The sequence below is a fragment of the Propionibacterium sp. oral taxon 192 str. F0372 genome, from assembly GCF_000413315.1.
GTDB lineage: Bacteria > Actinomycetota > Actinomycetes > Propionibacteriales > Propionibacteriaceae > Brooklawnia.
The window spans coordinates 2,258,285-2,280,068 of record NZ_KE340297.1 but is presented as its reverse complement, the minus strand read 5'-3'; the positions used below and the strand labels follow the sequence as shown (position 1 = coordinate 2,280,068).

Here is a 21,784-nt window from a genome sequence, read left to right as displayed (position 1 = left end):
TGCTGCCAGCACCCGCGATACCAGATAGGCTTGTGGGCATGTCCTTGCTGGAGACGATCAACCAACCAGCCGATCTGCGGAAGGTGGATCGCGAACTGCTACCCGAGTTGGCAGCCGAGATCAGGGCATTCCTGGTTGACAACGTCAGCAACACTGGCGGGCATCTGGGACCTAATCTTGGTGTGGTGGAACTCACCATGGCCCTGCACATGGTCTTCGATTCCCCACACGATCCGATCATCTTCGATACCGGGCACCAGTCCTACGTGCACAAGATCCTGACCGGCCGCGCCAATCGCTTCGATACTCTGCGCCAGAAAGATGGCCTATCAGGTTACCCGTCCAGGGCCGAATCCGAGCATGATTGGATGGAGAACTCGCACGCTACGACCTCGCTGTCCTGGGCCGAGGGAATAGCCCGTGGGTTCCGGTTACGTGGAGAGAACGACCGGGTGGTCATCGCGGTCATCGGTGACGGAGCTCTCACCGGGGGGATGGCCTGGGAATCACTCAACAATATCGCTGTCGATGACGACCTGCCGATCGTTATCCTGGTCAATGACAACGGTCGTTCCTATGCGCACACGGTGGGCGGGCTGTCGCGCAGGCTATCTGCCATCCGCTCCGATCCCCGCTACGAACTCGCCTTGGACAATCTCAAGCATCAAGTCAAGCGGGCTCCCTTCGGCCAGCAGGCCTATGATCTGCTGCACGGTATGAAAGTCGGAATCAAAGATGTTCTCGCCCGCCAGGAACTTTTCGGTGATTTGGGCATCAAGTACCTCGGCCCAGTCGACGGGCATGACGTGCAGATGATGGTCGAGGCATTGGGGCAAGCAAAGAAATACGGTGGCCCGGTTATCGTGCACGCCGTCACTCGGAAGGGCCATGGCTACGAGGCCGCCGAAGCCGACCAGGCGGATCATTTCCATGCTGTCGGGCGGATCGATGCCCGCACCGGACGACCTTTATCAAATTCCACCGCCACTACTTGGACCAAGGCCTTCTCCCGGCACTTGGTGGACATAGCGGAAGCACATCCCGAGGTCGTCGCGATCACTGCAGCCATGCTGCATCCGGTGGGCTTGGGGGAGTTTGCCCACAGATATCCCGAGCGGGTTTTCGACGTCGGCATCGCCGAACAGCACGCCGTCGCATCGGCTGCCGGAATGGCCGCGGCAGGTCTGCACCCGATAGTCGCGGTCTACTCGACGTTCCTCAATCGAGCCTTCGATCAGCTACTGCTGGATGTCGGAATGCACCAGCTTGGGGTGAGCTTCGTCCTTGATCGGGCCGGGGTTACCGGTCCTGACGGTCCCTCCCACAACGGTGTTTGGGACGTTTCGTTGATCGGAATCGTGCCAGGTATTCACTTGGCCAGCCCACGCGACGAGCAGCGGCTAGCCGAGGCGTTGGAAAATGCGGTGAGCATCAATGATGCCCCCACCGTCATTCGTTATTCGAAGGATCCGCTGCCTGCACCGATCCCTGAGATCCGCACCGAGGGAGGCAACGAAATAATCTGGGATGCAACAGATCCACAGGTGTTGGTCGTAGCCTGGGGCGCGATGTGCTCGACGGCTCTTTCAGTTGCCCAGATCTTGGAAGGGCGTGATATCCCGACGATGGTGGTTGACCCGGTGTGGGGGTTGCCGGTCAATCCTGCGCTGGTTTCCATGACTAGCGGCCCACGACTGGTGGTTAGCATTGAGGACAATCTCGTGGTCGGTGGGCTGGGGTCCCAGCTGCGGATCGCGATGGACGAAGCCGGAATCAACACGCCTACCAGACAATTTGGCATTCCTTCGCGGTATCTGCCAGCTGCCACCCGCGCCGAAGTGCTCGCCGAAATCGGCCTGGATGCCAGAACTATCGCGGAGCAGATCCTCACCACAGCGAGTGCGAGAGAACTCGGCTAGCATCGAAGGGCACAGATACCACTCACACCACTTCAGGAGATGCCGGCCAGGATGATCGGAACCACCAGTTCCCGCTGCCAGGCGCGCACATCAAGACCCTCGAGTTGAGTCGCAATCCCTGCATCCTCGGTACTCTCCGGGGCCCATAGCACTTGGCGCAGCGAATCCGGGGAGATCAGGTTCTCCACGGGCAGGCGCAGTTCCTCGGCCAGGGTGACAATCGCGGGACGCACCGCCTCCCAGCGTTGATGGGCCTCGGGACGTAATCGCTCCCAGTTGCGCGGCATCGGAACGCCCTCGGAAGGTCGCTTCATCGGTGGCAGATCGGCCTCCGGCATATCTGCCACTTCGTCCATGGCCTCAAGCCACGCCTGTTCATTGGCTCTGGCTCGGCGCCGCTTGAACCCATCAATGCGCCGCAGGGCGGCGACACCGGGAACTTCCGGATGGGAACGGGTGATCATGGACGCAAGTTCGGTGATGGCCTTGTCGTGCAGGATTTTTCCGTGAGCGGTGTCGGTTCGTTCGGCTATCCGTTCCCGCACCGTCCACAGCTGCTTCACCAAGGCCAATCCGCGTCGGGACCTCACCTGGTGACATCCCGAGGTCTTGCGCCATGGATCAGGCCGCGCCGGACGTTCGGTGAGCGCACAACGGCACAGATGGTCGAACTCTTCGCGTGCCCAACGCTGTTTGCCCGTATTAATGAGTTCAGTGAGCAGGTGATCACGCAGTTCATGAAGCAACTCGACGTCGAGAGCGGCATAGGCCAACCAATCCTCGGGCATCGGACGCCTCGACCAATCAACAGCCGAATGCTCCTTCAGCAAATGAACCCCACAATAGGCCTCCACCATGGAGCCCAAACCGACTCGTTCCAGCCCCAGCAGGCGACCGGCCAACTCGGTGTCGAAGAGTTTGCTAGGCCGCAACCCGAGCTCGACCAGATTCGGCAAGTCTTGGGTGGCAGCGTGGAGGATCCATTCCTGGTCACCGATGATCTCCTGTAGCTCAGTGAGATCGGCCACCGCTTCACCGGGACCCTCTAAGGCCACTGGATCAACGAGGTGGATTCCCGCACCGTGACGCTTCAACTGGAGCAGATAGGCCTTGCTCAAGTACCGGTATCCCTGAGCACGTTCGACATCAATCGCGATCGGGCCCGACCCATTCGCTAATTCGTTGAGGGTTACCCGCCAAGTGTGTGGATTATCGGTGACATCGGGAACGCCGTCGGCCGGTTTGGTCAGCGTCGGCAGTCCAGAGGCCGCGTCGACCGTCATTCAGCGAGCAATTCTGCTAGTCAGAGGAACAACGCCCTCGGGAAGCTGAGGCAGGCCGGTGGTGGTGCACAGCAGGTTCTGCCAAGCTCGCAGATGGGATGCGATGTCCTCGGGTTCGGTGACCTCCGGTGTCCAGGATGCGCGGATCTCGACCTCGGCCCGGTCGGGTTCCCCGGACAAGTCACCGAAACATCGAGACGACACGGCGGTGACCGTCCCCGATACGTCGTGGTGATCAGCTCCCGCGTGCTCGAGAGAGCCGATCAACCATGTCCACCCCACTTCGGCAAGCAGAGGATCGGTGACCATTTCCACCTCCACATCCGCCCTGGCGAAGGAGACACATCGGTGGGTGCCACTCCACGAAGAATTGCCTGCGGGATCATGCAGGATGATCAACCGACCGGTGCCCAGTTCCTGGTTCTTGTTGATGATGACATCTGCCTCGATGGCCACGGAATGGGGGGCGATCCTCTGGGGTGCGGGAATCCTCTCCACCGACAGTTCCTTGCGCCAGCCGAAGTTCTCGACGACGGACACGAGATCGTCGAAACGACCTCGTCCCACAAGACTTCCCAGCTCAGAAACCACACTTTGAGCATATGGCCTCCGAGCGAGGAATCCGCAGTGGCGCGCCGGTCGGAATCAGTCTTCGTCAGGTGTCAGTGTGAGAGAGACCGAGTTCATGCAGTACCGCAGACCCGTCGGGGTGTCATAACCCTCACCCTTGAAGACGTGCCCAAGGTGAGAATCACAATTGGCGCAGCGCACCTCAACCCTCGGGCGCCCGGGGATCGAGTCATCATCCAGATACCTGACCTGTTCCTCTGCCACGGGAGCGAAGAACGAGGGCCACCCGCAGTGGGAGGCAAATTTCGTCTCGGAACGGAATAGCTCATGCCCACAGGCCCGGCAGGAATAGACCCCGTCGGTGGTGGTATCGGTGTACTCACCGGTGAAGGGAGCCTCCGTCCCGGCCTCACGCAGGATGTGGAACTCCTCGGGCGACAGGTACTCCCGCCATTGCTCGTCTGACAAGAAGAAACGCCCATTCCCGGGAAAAAGTTTCGTCATGTGTGCTCCTTTCTCCGGCCAGTCTATGTGCCACATCGGAGCCCGGATTACTGATAGATCACCGCTGGATCACTGATACTTGAGTCATGAAGAACAACATCTCGTCCCTGCTGCGTTGCCCGGTCGCTCCCGTCGATACAGGCCATTGATCTGAGGCCATTCCCGGACTACCCAAGGATACGAGCAAGAAGGACCCCCAAGATGCTGGAAGATCTTGGCATAATGCTCAGCAATCTCCACATGCGAGTGGGCTCTCCATGAGATATCAGGCCCCGTCGGTGCTGCTCATCCTGCAGGACTGGACACCTCGGGTAAAAGAGGAGTGATCCGCCATGTAGTCGGGCAGGTCGACCCTCAGGAGATGCACATCGCATCATTCAAAGTACCCACTGCCGAGGAACGCGCACGCGACTTCCTGTGGCGCATCGAACCGAAACTACCGGCCCGGGCATGATCGGCGTCTTCGACAGATCGCGCTACGAGGACGTCCTCATCCAGCGGGTTGAACAAATGGCGCCTCCGGAAGAAATCGAGCGACATTATGATGTTATCAACGAATTCGAGTCGATGGTTACGGCGCCCAGAACTCGCATCATCAAGTGCTATCTCCATGTCTCGCGGGCGGAGCAGAAACCAGCGTCTTGCCCAGCGGTTGGCTCATCCCGAAAAGTACTACAAGTACAACCCGGAGGATGTCGATGTCGCGAAGCGTTTCGACGACTACGTCGCCGCCTATAACATCGCTTTGACCAGATGCAACACAAAGACATCGCCGTGGTACGTGGTTCCCTCCCACCGGAAGTGGTACCGAAGCTGGGTGGTCGCCAAGCTCTTGGTCGAAGCACTCGGCTCATTGGATCTCGGCTGGCCCGCGCCGAGTTTCGATGTGGAGACCGAGAGACACCGGGTCTCGGCACTGCCCGAGAACTTACCCGACCGAATCCGTACCCGGTGACAGGACTCAGATGACCTCGGCCGTATCAAGATCCTCACCGATGAGAGCTGCGACCATATCCATGGATGCGAAGGCGTAGCGGGCCATGGCCAATTCTGCGATGCGCACGTCGGCACCCAACGGGGCGCTGACGGCGATTGCCCCGCTGGCCAAGGCGATCTCAGCCTGCGCCCGGTAGGACTGGTCGGCTGCGATGTGCAGAGAACCGACCGCGATTGATCGGCGGCCGGTCGATCGCAGGGATGCAATGGCCGCGGCCACGTCAGCTCCTCGTCCGTCGGCGTGGGCGACGAGCGTGGGCAGTTTGTGGTGGGAAGACCACTGCCGGGCGCGACGGGCGATGAGTGCATTTCCTCTTGTATCACCTGCGCTCGGGGCGCACAGGACCAAGGCGTCGAGTTCAGTGGCACGGATGGAATTCAGGGCGCTCCGCAGGCGAGCATCGACGACATTCAGTAATTCACTGACAGGCCCGATTGGCCGGGCCATGGCGAACCTGAGTTTGGGGTAAAGAGTGCAGAGCTGCTGGTAGGTGGCCTGCATGGCTTCGGAGGCCTCGCATACCCTGGCGACATCCATAGGGGCTAATACGACCTCTTGGGCGCCGCGGTGGGCAAGGGTTGAGACGACCTGCTGGGCGGTGGGGTGATTTCCCCCGAGAAAGGCGAGCTGGATCTCCAAGTGGGGATGCGCCGACTGCATCTCGCGGCGCAGGGTATGAAAGACGGAGGCAACCTTCGGGTCCTCAGAGCCCTCCGCGAACAAAATCATCGCCGGTGCAGTCATCGTGCGCCCACCTTCTTCCATCGTCGTGTGCAGAAGCTCGGCGCCTTTGCCGCGTTGCTGCTCAATCCTCCGTCGATCCGCTGGCCAGTGCAAGCCGAATGACCGTATAGTGAGACAAGATCTCGCCATGTTTTCTTGCAACAGGCGGCCAGTCAGCGTGTAATTGTGGCAAGAAGAGGCAAAGAAGAGGTCAAGGTGCGGAAAGTTGTGTCATCCCGTGATCGATGCGTGGACACTAGTCCGAATCGTGGATGTAGTGATGGTCTGGCTGGGATGCTGCCTGGGTGGATCAAGCCACAGTGTCGGGAATCTATATCTGGTCGGATGCATCGATGGATGGGGAAACATCGCACATAGCCTGATTTCCGAGGGATGCTGGAGGCAAGACGATACTCGACGTGGATGGGAGAGGCTGAAAGTAACCAGAGTGGGCGATACTGGGTTCGAACCAGTGACCTCTTCGGTGTGAACGAAGCGCGCTACCACTGCGCCAATCGCCCCTGCGAGGGACAAACATAGCGGATGGTTCGAGTAGGCGACAACTCCAGCTTCCGTCACGGATCGCTGTGATGCCGATTTGCAAGAAGCGACGACCCCCGCTAAGTTCTTCCTTGCGTTACAACGGAGCAAAGCTTCGGTAGGTGCAATGCGGACGTGGCTCAGCTGGTAGAGCATCACCTTGCCAAGGTGAGGGTCGCGGGTTCGAATCCCGTCGTCCGCTCGGAGAGGGTCTTGCGTAAGGCCGCGGCTCACACGCAGAATTCTCCGTGTGGTGGGTTGGCCGAGAGGCGAGGCAACGGACTGCAAATCCGTCTACACCGGTTCAAATCCGGTACCCACCTCGGGCGATTGGCGCAGTGGTAGCGCGCTTCCCTGACACGGAAGAGGTCACTGGTTCGAACCCAGTATCGCCCACCATCCACCGGCTAGCACGGTCAGTTTCTTCGCTTCACTAGGTTATTCAACGCCGCGACGAACGTTTGTCCCGAGTGGTCAGCACACCCGGGATAAACGTTCGCATCCCCCGGTAAGGGTCATTTCGGGTCGAAAGTCTGGGTCACTGGATCGGTTCCATTGTTGGAGGTCATGGACACGGTGATCTTCGTCCCATCGCCCGATGTGATCGTGACCGTCGCCAAGGCTCCCGGCTCATTGTTCGTCGCCTTAGCCACCATTCCATAAATGGCGTCAAGATCGTATCCGGCAAGGGAGAATGGCTGTCCGGCACCGCTCGGGGTGTCCTGAGCGCAGGAGACCGAATAGGGGGCCAGATCTGAGCCGGGAACCCCAACGCTCAGCACCGCATTGCAGGAACTGCCGTCCGCGAGCTGGGCAGTGGGAACGCCGATGCTGGTCAGCACGCCGCTGGCATGCCCGATCTTCAACTGTTGCGGTGCCAACACAGCTAGATAAGCAACCAGGTCATCCCAGGATTCCCGGACCGTGGGATCGAAGCTGGCCGGTATCTGCTGCCCGTTGACCTGCATTGAATTGGGTACTGGCTTCATGTCGCAACTCTGGTAGGAGACTGCACTGCCGAGGATCGTGGTAGTGAATCGCACCGCGGGGTTCTGGCAGCCGTTGATGGCCAGCCGGGACTCCTCTACGAGGACGTCCACCTGATCGGCTGCCCAGGTGGGGCCGACGGCCGTCGCCGGCCCCTGATTGACCGCAGAACTCACCTTGTTGCCAGCGACCAAACGGTGGGTGGTGAGCGTAGTTCCCTCCATGACCGTGGCGGACACCACACGAGTGCCGTCTTGCATGGCAATCTCATAGCCGGAGATCTGGGTGAGCTGGGCTTGTGATACCAACTCATCCCACAGCTGGGAGAAGGACTGCTCCTCGGGGGTCGGACTGGGGGTGGAGTCGCCGTTGTTGACGGGAGAACACGCTGCCAGCACCGAGACGACGGTGAGACCGGCTGCCATCAGGATGAGTCGCTTCATGCATCATGTCTAGCATCCGTCGGGAACCCAGTTCGCGCATCCTGCGACGGCCAGGCTCGATCGTGGTAGTGGGCTCCAGGAATTCGTCCTTCGTGGGAATGCAACGGTCTGCTGGTGATCGTCGTCCTGGTTCCTTGGCAGAGGATTGGAGTTGCGCACCACGAGGGCTGGTAAGAATGCGCCACTGGGGTGGATCTGAGGCACAATGGTGGGTGTTCGCCCGTCGAACTGTTCCCGTCGGATGACGGGAACGACGATGCGTGCGGCCAGGTATGCCGCCGAAAGGAATTGACGTGTCAGTGTCCGTAGTCCTCCTCGCCAATGGTTCGCAGGTCTCGAAGGAGGTGGACAAGGGGGCCACGGGCCTCGACCTGTTCGGCGACGATCTGACCGTCGTCGCCATGCAAGTGAACGGGATCACCGTCGATCTAGCCACCGAATTGCACGACGGCGATCAGGTGGCACGTATTCTCAGCACCTCCGAGGAGGGCCTGACCATCATCAGGCACTCTGCGGCCCATGTCACAGCCCAAGCCCTGCAATCCCTGTTCGCTGATGCCAAGCTGGGCATCGGGCCGCCGATCACCGACGGTTTCTACTACGACTTCATGGTCGATCCGTTGACTCCTGAGGATCTGAAGGCCATCGAGAAGAAGATGCAGGCAATAATCAGGGAGAGGCAGCGCTTCGTCCGTCGGGTGGTTAGCGAGTCAGAGGCCCTGGCTGCCGAGACCAATGAGCCTTTCAAGCTCGAACTCATCTCCGACAAGGGTGGATCTCACGATGACGGATCCTCGGTCGAGGTTGGTGGGCAGGAACTCACCATCTATGACAACGTTCGGCGCAACGGGGAGGTTGCTTGGTATGACCTGTGCCGCGGCCCCCACGTTCCGCACACCGGCTACATCAAGGCGGTCGCCCTGACCAAAACCTCAGCCGCCTATTGGCGCGGTAACCAAGCGAATCAAGGCCTGCAACGAGTCTACGGAACCGCATGGGCCACCAAGGAAGACCTCAAGGCCTACCAGACCCGTATGGCGGAGGCCGCTAAACGCGATCATCGCAGGCTGGGCACCGAACTTGACCTCTTCTCCTTCCCAGAGGAGATCGGCCCAGGTCTGGTGGTCTTTCATCCCAAGGGTGGCATCCTGCGCCATGAGATCGAGAGCTATGTGACCCAGCGCCACATCGAGTTCGGTTTCGACTTCGTGCACACCCCCGAGATTTCCAAGGGTGGTTTATTCCATACGTCAGGCCACCTGCCCTACTACGCCGACACGATGTTTCCCCCGATGCTCGCCGATGAGGAGCGGGACACCGAGGGCAATATCACCAAGGTGGGCCAAGAATACTACCTCAAGGCCATGAACTGCCCGATGCATAACCTGATCTTCAGGTCGCGCGGTCGTTCCTACCGGGAGCTGCCGTTGCGGTTCTACGAACTCGGGCACGACTACCGCTACGAGAAATCCGGAGTGGTGCACGGTCTCACCCGCATGCGCGGCTTCACCCAGGACGACTCACACACCTACTGCACCCCGGAGCAGGCCGCCGAGGAGATCCACAAGCAGATCAACTTCTTTCTATCGATCCTTGCGGGCTTTGGTCTCGACGATTTTTACTTGGAGCTGTCTACCCGGGATGAAGACGGGGCCAGGAAGGGCAAGTTCATCGGCTCCGATGAGGACTGGCAGACCGCCACGCGTATCTTGGAGGAGGTCTGCCACTCAACAGGGCTCGACTTGGTACCCGATCCGGGCGGTGCTGCCTTCTACGGCCCGAAGGTCTCGGTACAGGTCACCGACGCCATCGGGCGCACCTGGCAGATGTCGACGATCCAGTACGACTTCAACCAGCCGGAGCGCTTCGGGCTGGAATACGTCGCATCCGACGGCACCCACCAGAGGCCGGTAATGATCCATTCAGCCAAGTTGGGTTCGGTGGAACGGTTCATCGGCGTGCTCACCGAGCATTACGCCGGGGCCTTCCCGGTATGGCTGTCCCCGGTCCAAGTGGTCGGTATTCCGGTGGCCTCCGCCTTCGACGACTACCTGGCCTCGATATTGGATCGGTTACGGGCGCGGGGCGTGCGTACTGAGCTGGATGCTTCCGACGACCGGATGCAAAAGAAGATCCGCAACGCGCAGAGGCAGAAGATTCCCTTCATGCTGATCGCCGGTGAAACCGATGCCGGGGCAGACACCGTTTCCTTCCGTTTCCGGGATGGATCCCAGCGCAACGGGGTACCCATCGACAAAGCCATCGAGTTCATCTGCGAGTGGGTGGGCTCGCGCCGCAACGACGACCCGAAAGCGGAGGCCGAGGCCTGATGGCCGATTTTATTCCGGTCGACGAGTTCGAGGACCATCCCGGGATCCCCGACGGATTGCAGCGGCTATGGACCCCCCACAGGCTTGCCTATATCTCCGGGGAGAACCGGCCCACGGAACACAACGATGTCCGGTGTCCGTTCTGTGTGTCGCCGACTCATGACGATGCCGAAGCATTGATCGTGGCCCGCGGCGAACACGTCTTTGCCGTGCTCAACCTCTACCCCTACAACCCGGGCCATCTGCTGATCTGCCCATACCGCCATGTTGCCGCCTACATCGATGCCACCGAGGAGGAGGCGGCCGAGATGACCGCATTCACCCGCAAGGCCATCCGGATGATCTCGGCGGTGTCACAACCAGCTGGTTTCAATCTCGGCATGAATCAGGGATCGATCGCGGGCGCCGGGATCGCCGCACACCTCCACCAGCATGTGGTGCCCAGATGGGCGGGGGACTCGAATTTCTTGCCGATCATCGGACAGACAAAGGCCGTCCCATTCTTGCTTGGACAGACTCGGGAGATATTCGCCGGGGCATGGGACGAGGCCTGAGATGCTGGAGAGGATCAAATCCCGGTGGACAAAGTTCATCGAACCGGTGGCCCTCGGGTTAGTGAAGATTGGTCTTAGCCCCAACATGGTGACCTGGTTCGGCACCGCCGCAACCTGTCTGGTGGCGATTATCTGTTTTCCCCAAGGATGGCTGTGGCAAGGGGTGGTCATCCTTCTCGCCTTCATCTTCTCGGACTCCTTGGATGGCACTATGGCTCGCGCAACGGGACAAACGACCCGGTGGGGAGCCTTCCTCGACTCGACCCTCGACCGGATTGCCGACGGCGCGATCTTTGGGGGACTAACCCTGTACTTCTACAATACTGATTCCCAGCTGGGGGCAGCGGTCTCACTGGTTGCCCTGGTATTCGGGCAAGTGACTTCCTATTCGAAGGCCCGTGGTGAGGCCATTGGCGTGCAGGTGAACGGTGGCATCGCAGGTCGGGCCGACCGACTGGTAATCGTCCTGGCCGGGGCCCTGCTGACCGGCTTGGGCATCAACTTGGCCCTGCCAATCGCCATGTCCTTGTTGTGCCTGACAGGGGCGGTCACCGTCGCCCAACGGATGGCCATCGTTCACCGGGCACTCGGTGGGCAGTAATGGATATCCAGTTGCTGGGTTTCCGAGCCGCGGCACGCGTACCCCGATGGCTCTGGTGGCCTGCCGCGAAGTGGGCCGCCGCATGGTTGGGACGTCGTCCTCCGATTCCACTGCGGCAGTGGGCACTCAACGCCGAGGTCGTCACCGGCGTGACACCTGGTCCTGATGACCTGGTAGCTGCCCAGTTCTCATGGATCCGCAATACCGTCGGATCGCTGCAACTTGGCAGCCTTGATCGCGAAAGCCTGGTGTCGTTGGTCGAGGCCGACGAGACGCTGATGGACTGGTTGCGTGAACTCCATGCAACCCGGGGGCTGGTGTTGGCCTTGCCGCACCAGGGTTCCTGGGACCTCGCCGGCGCCTACGCCTGCCAAGTTGGGTTGCCAGTCACTTCGGTGGCCGAGCGCCTGCCCCGTGACCAGTTCGAGTACTTCCGATGGGTACGCGAACAACTGGGCTTTCGGATCCACCCTCACGACGCAGGCAATCTGGTGCCCACCTTGTGCACCGATCTGCGATGCGGCCAAGTTGTCTGCCTGATCGCGGATCGGGACTTCGGACGACGGGGGATACCGGTCAAGTGGCCGACCCCGAAGGGTCCCCGGGAACTCACCGTTCCGGCAGGACCACACCTCATTGCCCGCCAGACTGGTGCCGCACTGGTCGGCGCGGCAACCCACTACCACGGCGACCGGCTCAGGATCGAGCTTAGTGAGGAGATCGCAGGAGACATGGCCGACAGCGCCCAGCAACTGACCAATTTCTTTGCCACCCAGGTGCGCGCCCACGTGCACGACTGGCATCTGATGCAGCGCTTCTTCCCGGGGATAGTTGCATGAGAGCCGGAATCGTCTGCCCCTATTCCTTCGTCGCTCCCGGTGGGGTGCAGAACCACGTGCTAGGGCTGGCGGGGTGGCTGCACCGCAATGGTCACCACGTTGAAATTCTCGCACCCGGCCATCCTGCCCCCGGGGCACTGGCGGCCCACGGCCTGACCGATGCGCAGTTCACCACAGCCGGGAGGGCGGTGCCGATTCGCGCCAACGGATCGGTTGCCCGGCTCAATTTCGGTCCTTGGGTAAGTTCCCGGGCCAAGCAGTGGCTGGATGAGGGGGATTTCGATGCAGTGCACCTGCACGAACCAATCACCCCATCAGTAGCCATCAGCACCCTGTGGTTGACCGATCGTCCGGTGACTGCCACCTTCCATGCTAATTCCAAGGTGGTCAGGTCACTGGTATTGCTCAATCGGTTGTTACCCGGGGCGGTTAACAGGCTGGATGCGACAATCGCCGTATCACGGGCTGCTGCGAAACTCGCTAAGAGTCATTTCGGGGTCCATCCGGTGGTTATCGGCAATGGCATCGAGATTACTGATTACCCGTTCGCCCCGTGCGCCACAACTTGGCGTGGGGGAGACCACCCCAGGCTGGTTTTCTTGGGACGTTACGATGAACCACGTAAAGGTTTCCACGTGCTGACCGCGGCTCTGCCGCTGATTCGCCGGGTACATCCTGACCTGGAGGTGGTGGTCATCGGTCGGGGTGAAGAACTCAGCATCCCGGGTGTCACCTTCGTCGGAGGGGTTGACGATACCGAACGGAACCGGTGGCTGGGGAAAGCTGACGTCTACGTCGCCCCGCAGACCGGCAGGGAGAGTTTCGGCATCGTCTTGCTGGAGGCGATGGCCTGCGGTGCCCCGGTCGTCGCATCCGATCTTGATGCCTTCGCCGAGGTGCTTAGCGATGAGCAGGCGCCAATCGGGCACCTCTTCTCAAGGGGAGAAGCCCAGGAACTGGCCAATGCAGTCATTGAATCCTTGGCCGAGCCCCGGGACTTGAGACTACACCGTGGCCGGGAACGCGCAGCCTGCTTCACGTGGGACAGGATCGGCCCGCAGGTGGTGGCAATGTATCAGTTGGCAGCCGAGCGCCGGTTCACCGAGGTCGATGGCGCACTGGGAAGGTCACGCCGATGGATCGCATAGGCTAGGGGTCGTGACCGACCAGAAACCCGGTGTCCTTGAACATGCCGTCGCATCCCCCGCGACCGTGTCCAACCGTGTCTGGACGATCCCGAATGTCATCTCCTTCGCACGACTGATCGGCGTGCCCTTCTTCTTCTGGATGATCTGGGCGCACCATGACATCGCGGCGATCGTCTTGCTAGCCGTTGCTTCCTTCTCCGATCTGATCGACGGGCGCATCGCCCGGCGGTTCAACCAAATCTCCCGGCTCGGCCAGGTGCTTGATCCGGCCGCCGACCGACTCTACATCTTCGCGACGGTACTCGGGCTGGCGGCCCGTGGGATCATCCCTTGGTGGCTCGTCGCTCTGCTGGTGGGCCGCGACATGATGCTAGCTGCATTGGTCCCAGCGTTGCGCTCTCGTGGGTACTCCTCGCTGCCGGTCAATTTCATTGGCAAGGCTGCCACCTTCTGCTTGCTCTACGCCCTTCCGCTGGTGCTTGTCGGGGCTGGGGAATGGGCACTAGCCCCAGTATTCACGATCATCGGCTGGGCTTTCGCGGTGTGGGGGACTGCACTGTACTGGTGGGCGGGTGGCATGTATGTGCGCCAGGCGATCGAGCTAGTGCGGGCCGGGGCGGAGAACCGATGAGCGAACAAACCTACAGGCCGGATGCTTCGATGGAGCTGCTGAACTCCATTCTGAGGGAAACGATTGACCCGGATTATGTGCAAACCGCCGGACATGCCCGCAGATGGCATGATCGTTTCTTGGCTGCCGCTACTACTGCGCTTGCCGGTCTGATGCTTGCCACATCGGCCCTGCACATCGGGGGCACCTCGCTCGAATCAGCCGAGCGCACCGAGTTAATCAGGCAGGTCGAGGATGCGAGGCAACGGAACATGGACCTCCGGGCCCGCGCCGAGGCTGCCAGCGCCAGGATTGGTGAACTCGAGGCAAACGGCGATCCGGATTCCCAGGACACCACAATTGCCATCTGGGCGGGCTCCCTGGCTGTGAACGGGCCAGGCGTGCGCGTCGAAGTCGACGACAGCCCCGACGATGCGGACGGGATCATCGTCGACCAGGATATGCGGCAGGTGGTCAATGCCCTTTGGGCGGCCGGAGCAGAGGCTGTCGCAGTGAACGGGCACCGGCTGTCGAGCCGCACCGCCATCCGTCAGGCAGGTAACGCAATCACCATCGATTATCGTTCCATGACTACTCCCTACCGAATCGAGGCGATCGGTGATCCCAGTGACCTGGAGAAACGCTTTGAAACAGGCACCGGGGGAGCCTGGCTGAACTTTCTGCGACGCAACTACCGCGTGTCGTGGGACATTGAACGAGTGAATGGCCTCCATTTGGGGGCCGATCCCGGTCTCGGCCTTCAGGTGGCGAGGCCACGATGAGGAGGACACAGTGCTTGCAGTAATCGGGCTGATCATCGGTATCGTCATCGCATTGATGTGGCAGCCGGATCTCCCACCGTGGCTCCAGCCCTACCTACCGATCATGATCGTGGCTGCATTGGATGCCCTCATCGGAGCATGGCGTTCCAGTTTGGAGCACACCTTCTCCGACAGGGTATTTGCGGTGTCCTTCGTATCGAACGTGGTGATAGCCGCGATCATCGTGTGGATTGGTGATCTCATCGGAGTCGGCTCGCAACTATCAACCGCAGTTCTGGTGGTGCTGGGTATCCGGATCTTCACCAATGCTGCATCCATCCGCAGGCAGGTGCTCCATGCTTGAGTGGCTCCGGGGCGCCCTGCGCCCTTCCCGCAAACAGGTCTTGCTGGCCGTGGTGATGTGTCTGCTCGGCATGTCGCTGGTGTTGCAGATGAGAAACGGTGGCCACGGCAACCAGTATTCAGGGATGCGCCGTGATGATCTGGTGCAGTTGCTTGACACCCTCAATGCCGAAACCGAGCAGTTGAATCGAGAGGTTTCGGAGCTGGAAGCCACCCGTGACCAGCTTGAATCAGGTGCCGACGCCAACCAAGTGGCAGCCCATGAGGCCCAAGCCAGGGCCGACGAGCTGGCCATTTTGGCCGGCACCAGGGGTGCTTCCGGGCCCGGAGTTCGTATCACCATCTCGGCTCCCTCGGCAACGGTATCTGCCGATTTGCTCCTTGACGCGGTCCAGGAACTGCGTGATGCCGGTGCCGAAGTGATCGAGATCAACGACAGTGTTCGACTCGTCGCCCAATCATGGATCACCGACGAAGATGGCTTGGTGATCGATGGACAGAAGGTGCAGCTGCCCATAGTCATTGATGCCATCGGGGATCCCCATTCGCTGGCCGAGGGGGCTCGCTTCCGTGGTGGGCTGGTTTCCCAAGTGGAGTCCAGCAAGGTGGGAGGGTCAGTAGAAATTCAGACCCCCGACTCTATCGAGGTCACATCGATTCACTCCCTACACGCCCCAGAGCACGCAAGACCCGCATGAGTGGAAGAACATTTACCGAAGATCACCTGCGGTGTGGATCCCGGCCCTAGCATGGGATCATCACATACCATCACCGTCGGCAAGGAGCTAGACATGGACATTCCCGCGGAGTTGCGTTACAGCATTGAACACGAATGGGTCCGCATCGACGGATCTGTTGCCCGAATCGGGGTGACAGCCTATGCCACCAGCGCTCTCGGCGACATCGTCTACGTCTCTCTGCCCACCGTCGGCTCCTCGGTTGTTGCCCAGGATGCTTGCGGTGAGCTGGAATCCACCAAATCGGTGTCCGACCTGTTCGCCCCGGTGTCCGGGGTGGTCACTTCCGTGAACAACGCGGTGATCGAAAACCCCGAATCCATCGGAACCGATCCCTATGGCGAGGGATGGCTCTTCGACGTCGAACTATCCGACCCATCCCAAGTTGATACTCTGCTCAACGCATCTGGCTACGCGGCGCACGTCGAACAACAGGGTTGATCATTCCGCGCCCGACGGCGTGGTGGGATGCCTGAGCGTTCGCATCCACTAGAATTGTTCAGCAAAGGTCAGCCGTGTGGTGACCGTTCCGGACCAAGAAGGCGTCGATCGAATGCTCGAATGCAGCAAATGCGGCAGTTCCAATGCCGTGGGCAGCAATTTCTGCTCGAAGTGCGGCAATGCGCTGTCGTCTGCCCAGGCAGTCAACGACACGACACGAGTGTTGCTGATTCCTGAGGAGGATGCGCGCACCCTGGAGATCAGCGCTGAGGACGCCGATGTCTTGTCCAAACTGCCGGCCGGGCATGCGATGCTGATCGTCACCCGAGGCCCGGACGTTGGCGCACGTTACCTGCTTGAGAAACCAGTCGTCACCGTTGGGCGGTCAACCCGGTCAGACATCTTCCTCGACGACATCACGGTCTCGCGTCACCACGCTGAGTTCTCCCTGTCCGACGGGGTGATCTCCTTGGTTGACAAAGGAAGCCTCAATGGTTCTTATGTCAACCGGACCCTCGTTGACAACTCGGCCGTCCTGCGACCTGGTGATGAGGTGCAAATCGGCAAGTTTCGGATGCTCTTCTTCGTCAGCGAGCATGGGATGAAGTGATGCCACAGGCTGGCAAACTCACGATCGGTCAGGTCCTCAACGTCCTCAAGGGCGAGTTTCCGGACATGTCCATCTCCACGATCAGGTTCTGGGAGGAACAGGGTCTGGTCTCTCCGGAGCGTGAGGCATCCAGATATCGGCGTTACTCCGATTCCGACATTGAAAGGCTGCGGTACATTGCCCGCGTCAAGCGCGACCAATACCTTCCTCTCAAGGTAATTCGCGACAATCTGGAGATGATGGACCGTGGGGAGCAGCCGCCCACCGAGATTCCGGTTCCAGTTCCGGCCCAGTCTCAAGCAGCGATTGCCGCTGCGAATGCGACCGGAACCGCCGATCCGATCGGGGGAAACAAGAAGCCGCTCAAGCTCAGTCGCCGCCAATTGCTCCAGACCAGTGGGTTGTCGGAGGCCACCCTCATTGAGTTGGAACGCCAAAAGATGATTGCACCCCGCAAGGGCTCCATCTACTATGGCCGGGAGGCCCTGACCGTGTGCGTCGTTGCCCGCAAGCTGCAAGCCTTCGGGCTGGACAGCCGCCACATGAGGGTGATCAAACAGGCCGCCGAACGCGAGGCGGGCTTGGTGGAACAGACCATCCGTCCTGCACTGCGGGCCGCCGAGAACCCCGGACGGGCAATTCATGAGCTCTCCAGGCTGGTGGTGCACGCCCATGCAGCGATGATGTACACCCTGTTGGAGGGGTGATGATCGAACTCGACGTTGTGGGAGTGCGAATTGAGAAGAACACCAACACCCCCATGCTCCTGCTAAGAGATCCGGATACCGGACGGTGTCTGCCCATATGGATCGGTGCCGCGGAAGCGTCAGCCATCGTCAATGCCTTGGAGGGCGTGATCCCATCCCGGCCACTCACTCATGATCTGATGGCCGAGTTGTTGTCCACCCTGGGGCACACGGAACTGTCTGGGCACATCACCTCCACATTGGACGGGGTGTTCCACGCCGAACTCACCGTCGATGGGCAAACCATTGAGGCCAGACCCTCCGATGTGGTGGCCCTCTCTCTGCGCTGTGGTTTCAAGGTGACCTGCTCCGGGGAACTGATGGCTCAAGTAGGGGTTGAGATGTTCGAGCAGAACGAGGACGAGGTAAAGCGTTTCCGCAGCTTCCTAGACACGGTCTCACCGGATGACTTCGAGCAGTAAATCTGCTGGTCAAGTACTGGAAAACCAGAATTGACTGAGAGGTATGGGCAGTGCTTCGCCAAGACACGCTGATAGAACCGATGTTTGCTGCTTCGGATCGGGACACGTAGCGTCGGGTCACGTCAGCAACGGATGATCGAGGTGGAAATGGCTGTGCGCAACGCCGAGCGAGCGGTGGTGGTTCCCGGGGCACAGGACGTCCTGTTCGATGGTGATTTTGGCCCCCTTCCCGATGACCTCGGCTTCCGTGGTCCGCTCACCTGCCACCTCGCCGGAATCACTTACCGACAGCTCGATTACTGGGCACGTACGGGGTTGGTGTGCCCCGGGATTCGTAGTGCGGATGGGTCCGGCACCCAGCGGCTCTACTCTTTCCGCGACATCCTCATGTTGAAAGTCGTCAAGAAGCTCCTCGACGCAGGTATCTCACTGCAGCAGATCCGGATCGCCGTCGATCACCTGCGTTCCCGGGGAGTGCAGGACCTGTCTCAGGTGACGCTAATGAGCGACGGCGTGTCGGTCTACGAGTGCACTTCGGACGACGAGGTCGTCGATCTGTTGCGCGGTGGCCAAGGCATGTTCGCGATCGCTCTGGGCGGGGTGTGGCGTGACCTGGAAAGTACTTTGGTGACTCTATCCTCCGAGGATCATGTTGCGGCCTCCACTGACGCAACCGACGAGCTTGCGATGCGCCGGGCCCGCCGGATCAGGGCCTGAGAAACCTGTCTCCACGCATTAGTGCTGCCGCCGGTCGTAACCGGTCCCAACCTCTACGATTGATTCAACAAACCACGAGAGGTTGGAGTGTCAACGGTGTCGTCTTTTATCTCCCGTCACATCGGCCCCAATGCCGAACAACAGCACGCCATGTGCGAGACCATCCAGGTCGCATCGCTTGATGCCCTCATCGACGAGGTGGTACCCCTGACGATCAGGGATGAGCAGTTGAGTCTGCCCCCAGCACGGGACGAGGCAACAGTGCAGCAACGGTTGCTGGAGTTGTCACTGCGCAACAACCCGGGACGCAGTCTCATCGGCATGGGTTTTCATGGAACGATCACCCCGGCGGTGCTGCGACGCAATATTTTGGAGAATCCAGCCTGGTACACCGCCTATACCCCTTATCAACCAGAGATTTCCCAGGGGCGCCTGGAGATGCTGCTCAATTTCCAGACGATGATCGCCGATCTAACGGGGCTCCCGGTTGCCGGCGCTTCTCTACTCGACGAGGCCACAGCTCTCGCCGAAGGGGTATCGATGGCCAGACGGTTGAACCGCAAGGGGGAGTTGGTTTTGGTGGAGGAAGGAATCCTGCCCTCCTCGCTGGCAGTGCTGCGCACCCGGATGAATACCATCGGCATTGAGGTGGTCGTTTGCGAATCGGCTGCTACGGATCCGCGACTGGCTAGCGCCTTCGCTGTCGTCGTTCAGACCCCGGCCCTCGACGGACGGATGCAATCCACCGCAGAACTTACCGCATTGGCTCAAGCCGCCCACGATGCCGGGGCACTCGTCGTAACAGCCGCTGATCTGCTCGCTCTTGTCTTGGTCACTCCACCAGGGCAGTGGGGCGCCGATATCGCTGTGGGTACCACCCAACGATTCGGTGTGCCTCTGTTCTTCGGTGGCCCCCATGCCGCCTACATCGCAGCCAAGGAAGGAACCCAGCGCAGTCTGCCTGGGCGGTTAGTCGGTGTGTCGCTGGATGCCAGCGGGGCACCTGCGTTGCGGCTGGCCCTGCAGACGCGCGAACAGCACATCCGGCGTGAGAAGGCCACCTCGAACATCTGCACCGCCCAAGTACTGCTCGCCAATATGGCGGTTGGTTATGCCATCCACCACGGACCCGAAGGATTGAAGCGGATAGCCGCCACGATCCACAATCGCACAGCACGCCTGGCCGCAGCAATCACTACCGCAGGTTTCGGTGTCGTCCACGACAGCTTCTTTGATACCCTTCTGGTCGAAGTTCCCTCTGCGGCCGGGATTGTCGGTGCCGCACGGCAGCAAGGCTTCCATCTGAGACTGGCCGACGACACCCACGTAGGAATATCGGTGGGCGAGGACCTGACCGAAGAGGAACTGGCCGCGGTGGCGCGGCTCTTCGGAGCTGTGATCACCGAGGAGAGCTGGGGTGAAATGGGCGCGGATGCCCGGAGCGATACCTTCCTCACAACCCCGGTATTCCATGCCCACCATTCCGAAACCTCCCTGATGCGCTACCTGGCCTCCCTCGCCGATCGAGACTTCGCCCTGGACCGGGGAATGATCCCGCTCGGCTCGTGCACGATGAAGCTGAACTCGGCGGCATCGTTGGAGCCCATCACCCTTCCCGGATTCGCGAACCTCCATCCCTTGGTGCCGGCCCAGGATGCCGAGGGAACCTTGGAGATGATCACCGAGTTATCGGGATGGCTCGGTGAGATCACTGGCTACGATGCCTGCTCGCTGCAGCCCAATTCCGGTGCCCAGGGAGAATTTGCTGGTCTGTCGGCCATCCGGGCCTATCACCTGGCGAATGGGCATTCGCAGCGCACGATCTGTTTGATTCCCGCTTCTGCCCACGGTACGAATGCTGCTTCAGCGGTGATGGCCGGGATGAAGATCGTAGTGGTCGCATCCCAGTGCGACGGTTCGATCGATTTGGACGACCTGCGAGCCAAGGTGCAGACCCACCGCGACGAACTGGCCGCGATAATGATCACCTATCCATCGACTCATGGTGTCTTCGAGGACACTGTGACCACCGCCTGTGAACTCGTACACGAGGCAGGAGGACAGGTGTACGTGGATGGTGCAAATCTGAATGCGCTCATGGGACTGGCACGCCCGGGACGTTTCGGAGCAGATGCCTCCCATCTGAACCTGCATAAGACCTTCGCCAGTCCCCATGGCGGAGGCGGGCCGGGGGTCGGCCCGATCGTAGTGCGGAAACACTTGGCCGAATACCTTCCCGGTGATCCAGCTGCCGGGGGAGCCACAACTGCGGTGAACGCCGCACGCTTCGGCTCTCCCGGAATTCTGCCGATCTCCTATGCCTTCATCGCCATGATGGGCGCTGACGGACTGCGTGAGGCCTCCAAAACGGCTATCCTCAACGCCAACTACATCGCATCTCGGCTTGCCGAGCACTACCCAATCCTCTACACCGGTGCGTCGGGGCGAGTCGCCCACGAATGCATACTGGACACCAGGGCCTTGCTGGCCACAGCAGGCTTGAGCATTGATGACATCGCGAAGCGGCTCATTGATCACGGTTTCCACGCACCGACGGTGAGTTTCCCGGTCGCATCCACCCTCATGGTTGAGCCCACCGAATCCGAGAATAAACATGAGCTCGACAGATTCTGCGATGCCATGATCGCCATCCGCAAGGAGATCGACATGGTAATCGATGGTAGATACCCGGCCGACGACAACCCGCTGGTGAATGCCCCGCACACCCAGGCGATGATCATTGATGATGAATGGTCACACCCCTACACCCGCCGAGTTGCGGCTTTCCCGGATCAAGTCGCCGAAACCCTACGCGGCGGGCTGCTGGACGCCGGAGAGCACGGGAAGTACTGGCCCGGCTGCGCTCGGGTCAATGCCGCCCACGGTGACCGGCACTTGATCTGCTCCTGCCCTCCGGTGGAGGACTGCGCATAGTGAGC

The 21,784-nt window shown here is 60.6% G+C and carries 22 protein-coding genes, 4 tRNA genes and 1 pseudogene; 21 read left to right on the top strand and 6 right to left on the bottom strand.

The genetic code is table 11. The features are described 5' to 3' along the window. Window positions 1-38: 38 nt before the first annotated feature. Entirely contained in the window at window positions 39-1,919 is a 1,881-nt protein-coding gene (gene dxs / locus HMPREF1531_RS10680) for a 1-deoxy-D-xylulose-5-phosphate synthase (RefSeq protein ID WP_016669968.1), read from the top strand. A 32-nt stretch (window positions 1,920-1,951) separates the two neighbouring features. Here dxs and HMPREF1531_RS10675 read toward each other — a convergent pair whose 3' ends face one another. Genes HMPREF1531_RS10675 through msrB form a run of 3 tightly spaced genes read right to left on the bottom strand, consistent with a single transcriptional unit; the run spans window position 1,952 to window position 4,276 of the window. Continuing rightward, window positions 1,952-3,202, bottom strand: a complete 1,251-nt coding sequence (locus tag HMPREF1531_RS10675; protein WP_016669967.1) for an HRDC domain-containing protein — start codon at window positions 3,200-3,202, stop codon at window positions 1,952-1,954. Beyond that, window positions 3,203-3,793 carry a DUF3000 domain-containing protein gene (locus HMPREF1531_RS10670; protein ID WP_198011044.1) on the bottom strand — a complete coding sequence of 197 codons (591 nt, stop codon included), beginning with the start codon at window positions 3,791-3,793 and terminating at the stop codon, window positions 3,203-3,205. A gap of 54 nt (window positions 3,794-3,847) precedes the next feature. Next, on the bottom strand, window positions 3,848-4,276 hold the full coding sequence (gene msrB, locus HMPREF1531_RS10665) for a peptide-methionine (R)-S-oxide reductase MsrB (RefSeq protein ID WP_016669965.1): 429 nt from the start codon (window positions 4,274-4,276) through the stop codon (window positions 3,848-3,850). A 322-nt stretch (window positions 4,277-4,598) separates the two neighbouring features. On the opposite strand from msrB, the pseudogene HMPREF1531_RS14455 reads away from it, so the two are divergent. Then, window positions 4,599-4,849, top strand: a pseudogene (locus HMPREF1531_RS14455) (polyphosphate kinase 2 family protein); the annotation flags it as partial. A 37-nt stretch (window positions 4,850-4,886) separates the two neighbouring features. Next, window positions 4,887-5,231 carry a hypothetical protein gene (locus tag HMPREF1531_RS13065; protein ID WP_016669964.1) on the top strand — a complete coding sequence of 115 codons (345 nt, stop codon included), beginning with the start codon at window positions 4,887-4,889 and terminating at the stop codon, window positions 5,229-5,231. A gap of 6 nt (window positions 5,232-5,237) precedes the next feature. Here the strand turns inward: HMPREF1531_RS13065 and HMPREF1531_RS10655 are convergent, their stop codons facing one another. Next, entirely contained in the window at window positions 5,238-6,017 is a 780-nt protein-coding gene (locus HMPREF1531_RS10655; protein WP_016669963.1) for a sirohydrochlorin chelatase, read from the bottom strand. Window positions 6,018-6,445: 428 nt separating this feature from the next. After that, window positions 6,446-6,517: transfer RNA gene (locus HMPREF1531_RS10650), tRNA-Val, on the bottom strand. Window positions 6,518-6,665: 148 nt separating this feature from the next. On the opposite strand from HMPREF1531_RS10650, the gene HMPREF1531_RS10645 reads away from it, so the two are divergent. The 3 genes from HMPREF1531_RS10645 (at window position 6,666) to HMPREF1531_RS10635 (ending at window position 6,935) form a co-directional block, all read left to right on the top strand. Continuing rightward, window positions 6,666-6,738 (top strand) — tRNA-Gly (locus tag HMPREF1531_RS10645). A 50-nt stretch (window positions 6,739-6,788) separates the two neighbouring features. Then, window positions 6,789-6,859: transfer RNA gene (locus HMPREF1531_RS10640), tRNA-Cys, on the top strand. A 1-nt stretch (window position 6,860) separates the two neighbouring features. Beyond that, window positions 6,861-6,935, top strand: a tRNA-Val gene (locus HMPREF1531_RS10635). A 116-nt stretch (window positions 6,936-7,051) separates the two neighbouring features. Here the strand turns inward: HMPREF1531_RS10635 and HMPREF1531_RS10630 are convergent. Then, window positions 7,052-7,966: a hypothetical protein gene (locus HMPREF1531_RS10630; protein ID WP_016669962.1), complete on the bottom strand. Its 915-nt coding sequence runs from the start codon at window positions 7,964-7,966 to the stop codon at window positions 7,052-7,054. A gap of 293 nt (window positions 7,967-8,259) precedes the next feature. Between HMPREF1531_RS10630 and thrS the strand changes: the two genes are divergently transcribed. The 15 genes from thrS to gcvP all read left to right on the top strand — a co-directional run bounded on the left by thrS (window position 8,260) and on the right by gcvP (window position 21,779). Beyond that, window positions 8,260-10,296 carry a threonine--tRNA ligase gene (thrS, locus tag HMPREF1531_RS10625; protein ID WP_016669961.1) on the top strand — a complete coding sequence of 679 codons (2,037 nt, stop codon included), beginning with the start codon at window positions 8,260-8,262 and terminating at the stop codon, window positions 10,294-10,296. Next, on the top strand, window positions 10,296-10,850 hold the full coding sequence (locus tag HMPREF1531_RS10620; RefSeq protein ID WP_016669960.1) for an HIT family protein: 555 nt from the start codon (window positions 10,296-10,298) through the stop codon (window positions 10,848-10,850). Before thrS ends, HMPREF1531_RS10620 begins: the two co-directional genes overlap by 1 nt. Window position 10,851: 1 nt before the next feature. Next, window positions 10,852-11,451, top strand: coding sequence for a phosphatidylinositol phosphate synthase (gene pgsA / locus HMPREF1531_RS10615; RefSeq protein ID WP_016669959.1), 600 nt, complete (start codon window positions 10,852-10,854; stop codon window positions 11,449-11,451). Next, the gene (locus tag HMPREF1531_RS10610; RefSeq protein ID WP_016669958.1) at window positions 11,451-12,290 is read left to right on the top strand and encodes an LpxL/LpxP family acyltransferase; all 840 of its coding nucleotides are present in this window, start codon (window positions 11,451-11,453) and stop codon (window positions 12,288-12,290) included. The genes pgsA and HMPREF1531_RS10610 overlap by 1 nt, the downstream gene beginning before the upstream one ends. Further along, window positions 12,287-13,438 carry a glycosyltransferase family 4 protein gene (locus HMPREF1531_RS10605; protein ID WP_016669957.1) on the top strand — a complete coding sequence of 384 codons (1,152 nt, stop codon included), beginning with the start codon at window positions 12,287-12,289 and terminating at the stop codon, window positions 13,436-13,438. The genes HMPREF1531_RS10610 and HMPREF1531_RS10605 overlap by 4 nt, the downstream gene beginning before the upstream one ends. A 10-nt stretch (window positions 13,439-13,448) precedes the next feature. Then, window positions 13,449-14,069, top strand: a complete 621-nt coding sequence (locus HMPREF1531_RS10600) for a CDP-alcohol phosphatidyltransferase family protein (protein ID WP_016669956.1) — start codon at window positions 13,449-13,451, stop codon at window positions 14,067-14,069. After that, window positions 14,066-14,830, top strand: coding sequence for a DUF881 domain-containing protein (locus HMPREF1531_RS13060; RefSeq protein WP_016669955.1), 765 nt, complete (start codon window positions 14,066-14,068; stop codon window positions 14,828-14,830). The genes HMPREF1531_RS10600 and HMPREF1531_RS13060 overlap by 4 nt, the downstream gene beginning before the upstream one ends. A gap of 10 nt (window positions 14,831-14,840) precedes the next feature. Continuing rightward, a complete protein-coding gene (locus tag HMPREF1531_RS10590; protein WP_016669954.1) occupies window positions 14,841-15,173 on the top strand; it encodes a small basic family protein in 333 nt (110 codons plus the stop codon). Beyond that, a complete protein-coding gene (locus tag HMPREF1531_RS10585; RefSeq protein ID WP_016669953.1) occupies window positions 15,166-15,870 on the top strand; it encodes a DUF881 domain-containing protein in 705 nt (234 codons plus the stop codon). The genes HMPREF1531_RS10590 and HMPREF1531_RS10585 overlap by 8 nt, the downstream gene beginning before the upstream one ends. A 93-nt stretch (window positions 15,871-15,963) precedes the next feature. Continuing rightward, window positions 15,964-16,350 (top strand): glycine cleavage system protein GcvH, encoded by a 387-nt coding sequence (gene gcvH / locus HMPREF1531_RS10580; protein ID WP_016669952.1) that lies wholly within the window; start codon window positions 15,964-15,966, stop codon window positions 16,348-16,350. 79 nt (window positions 16,351-16,429) lie between these two features. Next, the gene (locus HMPREF1531_RS10575) at window positions 16,430-16,960 is read left to right on the top strand and encodes an FHA domain-containing protein (RefSeq protein ID WP_036899106.1); all 531 of its coding nucleotides are present in this window, start codon (window positions 16,430-16,432) and stop codon (window positions 16,958-16,960) included. Continuing rightward, window positions 16,960-17,667: a transcriptional regulator FtsR gene (ftsR, locus tag HMPREF1531_RS10570; protein ID WP_016669950.1), complete on the top strand. Its 708-nt coding sequence runs from the start codon at window positions 16,960-16,962 to the stop codon at window positions 17,665-17,667. The genes HMPREF1531_RS10575 and ftsR overlap by 1 nt, the downstream gene beginning before the upstream one ends. Continuing rightward, window positions 17,667-18,128, top strand: a complete 462-nt coding sequence (locus HMPREF1531_RS10565; protein WP_016669949.1) for a bifunctional nuclease family protein — start codon at window positions 17,667-17,669, stop codon at window positions 18,126-18,128. The genes ftsR and HMPREF1531_RS10565 overlap by 1 nt, the downstream gene beginning before the upstream one ends. Before the next feature lie 147 nt (window positions 18,129-18,275). Next, window positions 18,276-18,845 (top strand): MerR family transcriptional regulator, encoded by a 570-nt coding sequence (locus tag HMPREF1531_RS10560; RefSeq protein WP_016669948.1) that lies wholly within the window; start codon window positions 18,276-18,278, stop codon window positions 18,843-18,845. 96 nt (window positions 18,846-18,941) lie between these two features. Next, entirely contained in the window at window positions 18,942-21,779 is a 2,838-nt protein-coding gene (gcvP, locus tag HMPREF1531_RS10555) for an aminomethyl-transferring glycine dehydrogenase (protein ID WP_016669947.1), read from the top strand. The last annotated feature ends 5 nt before the right edge of the window (window positions 21,780-21,784 follow it).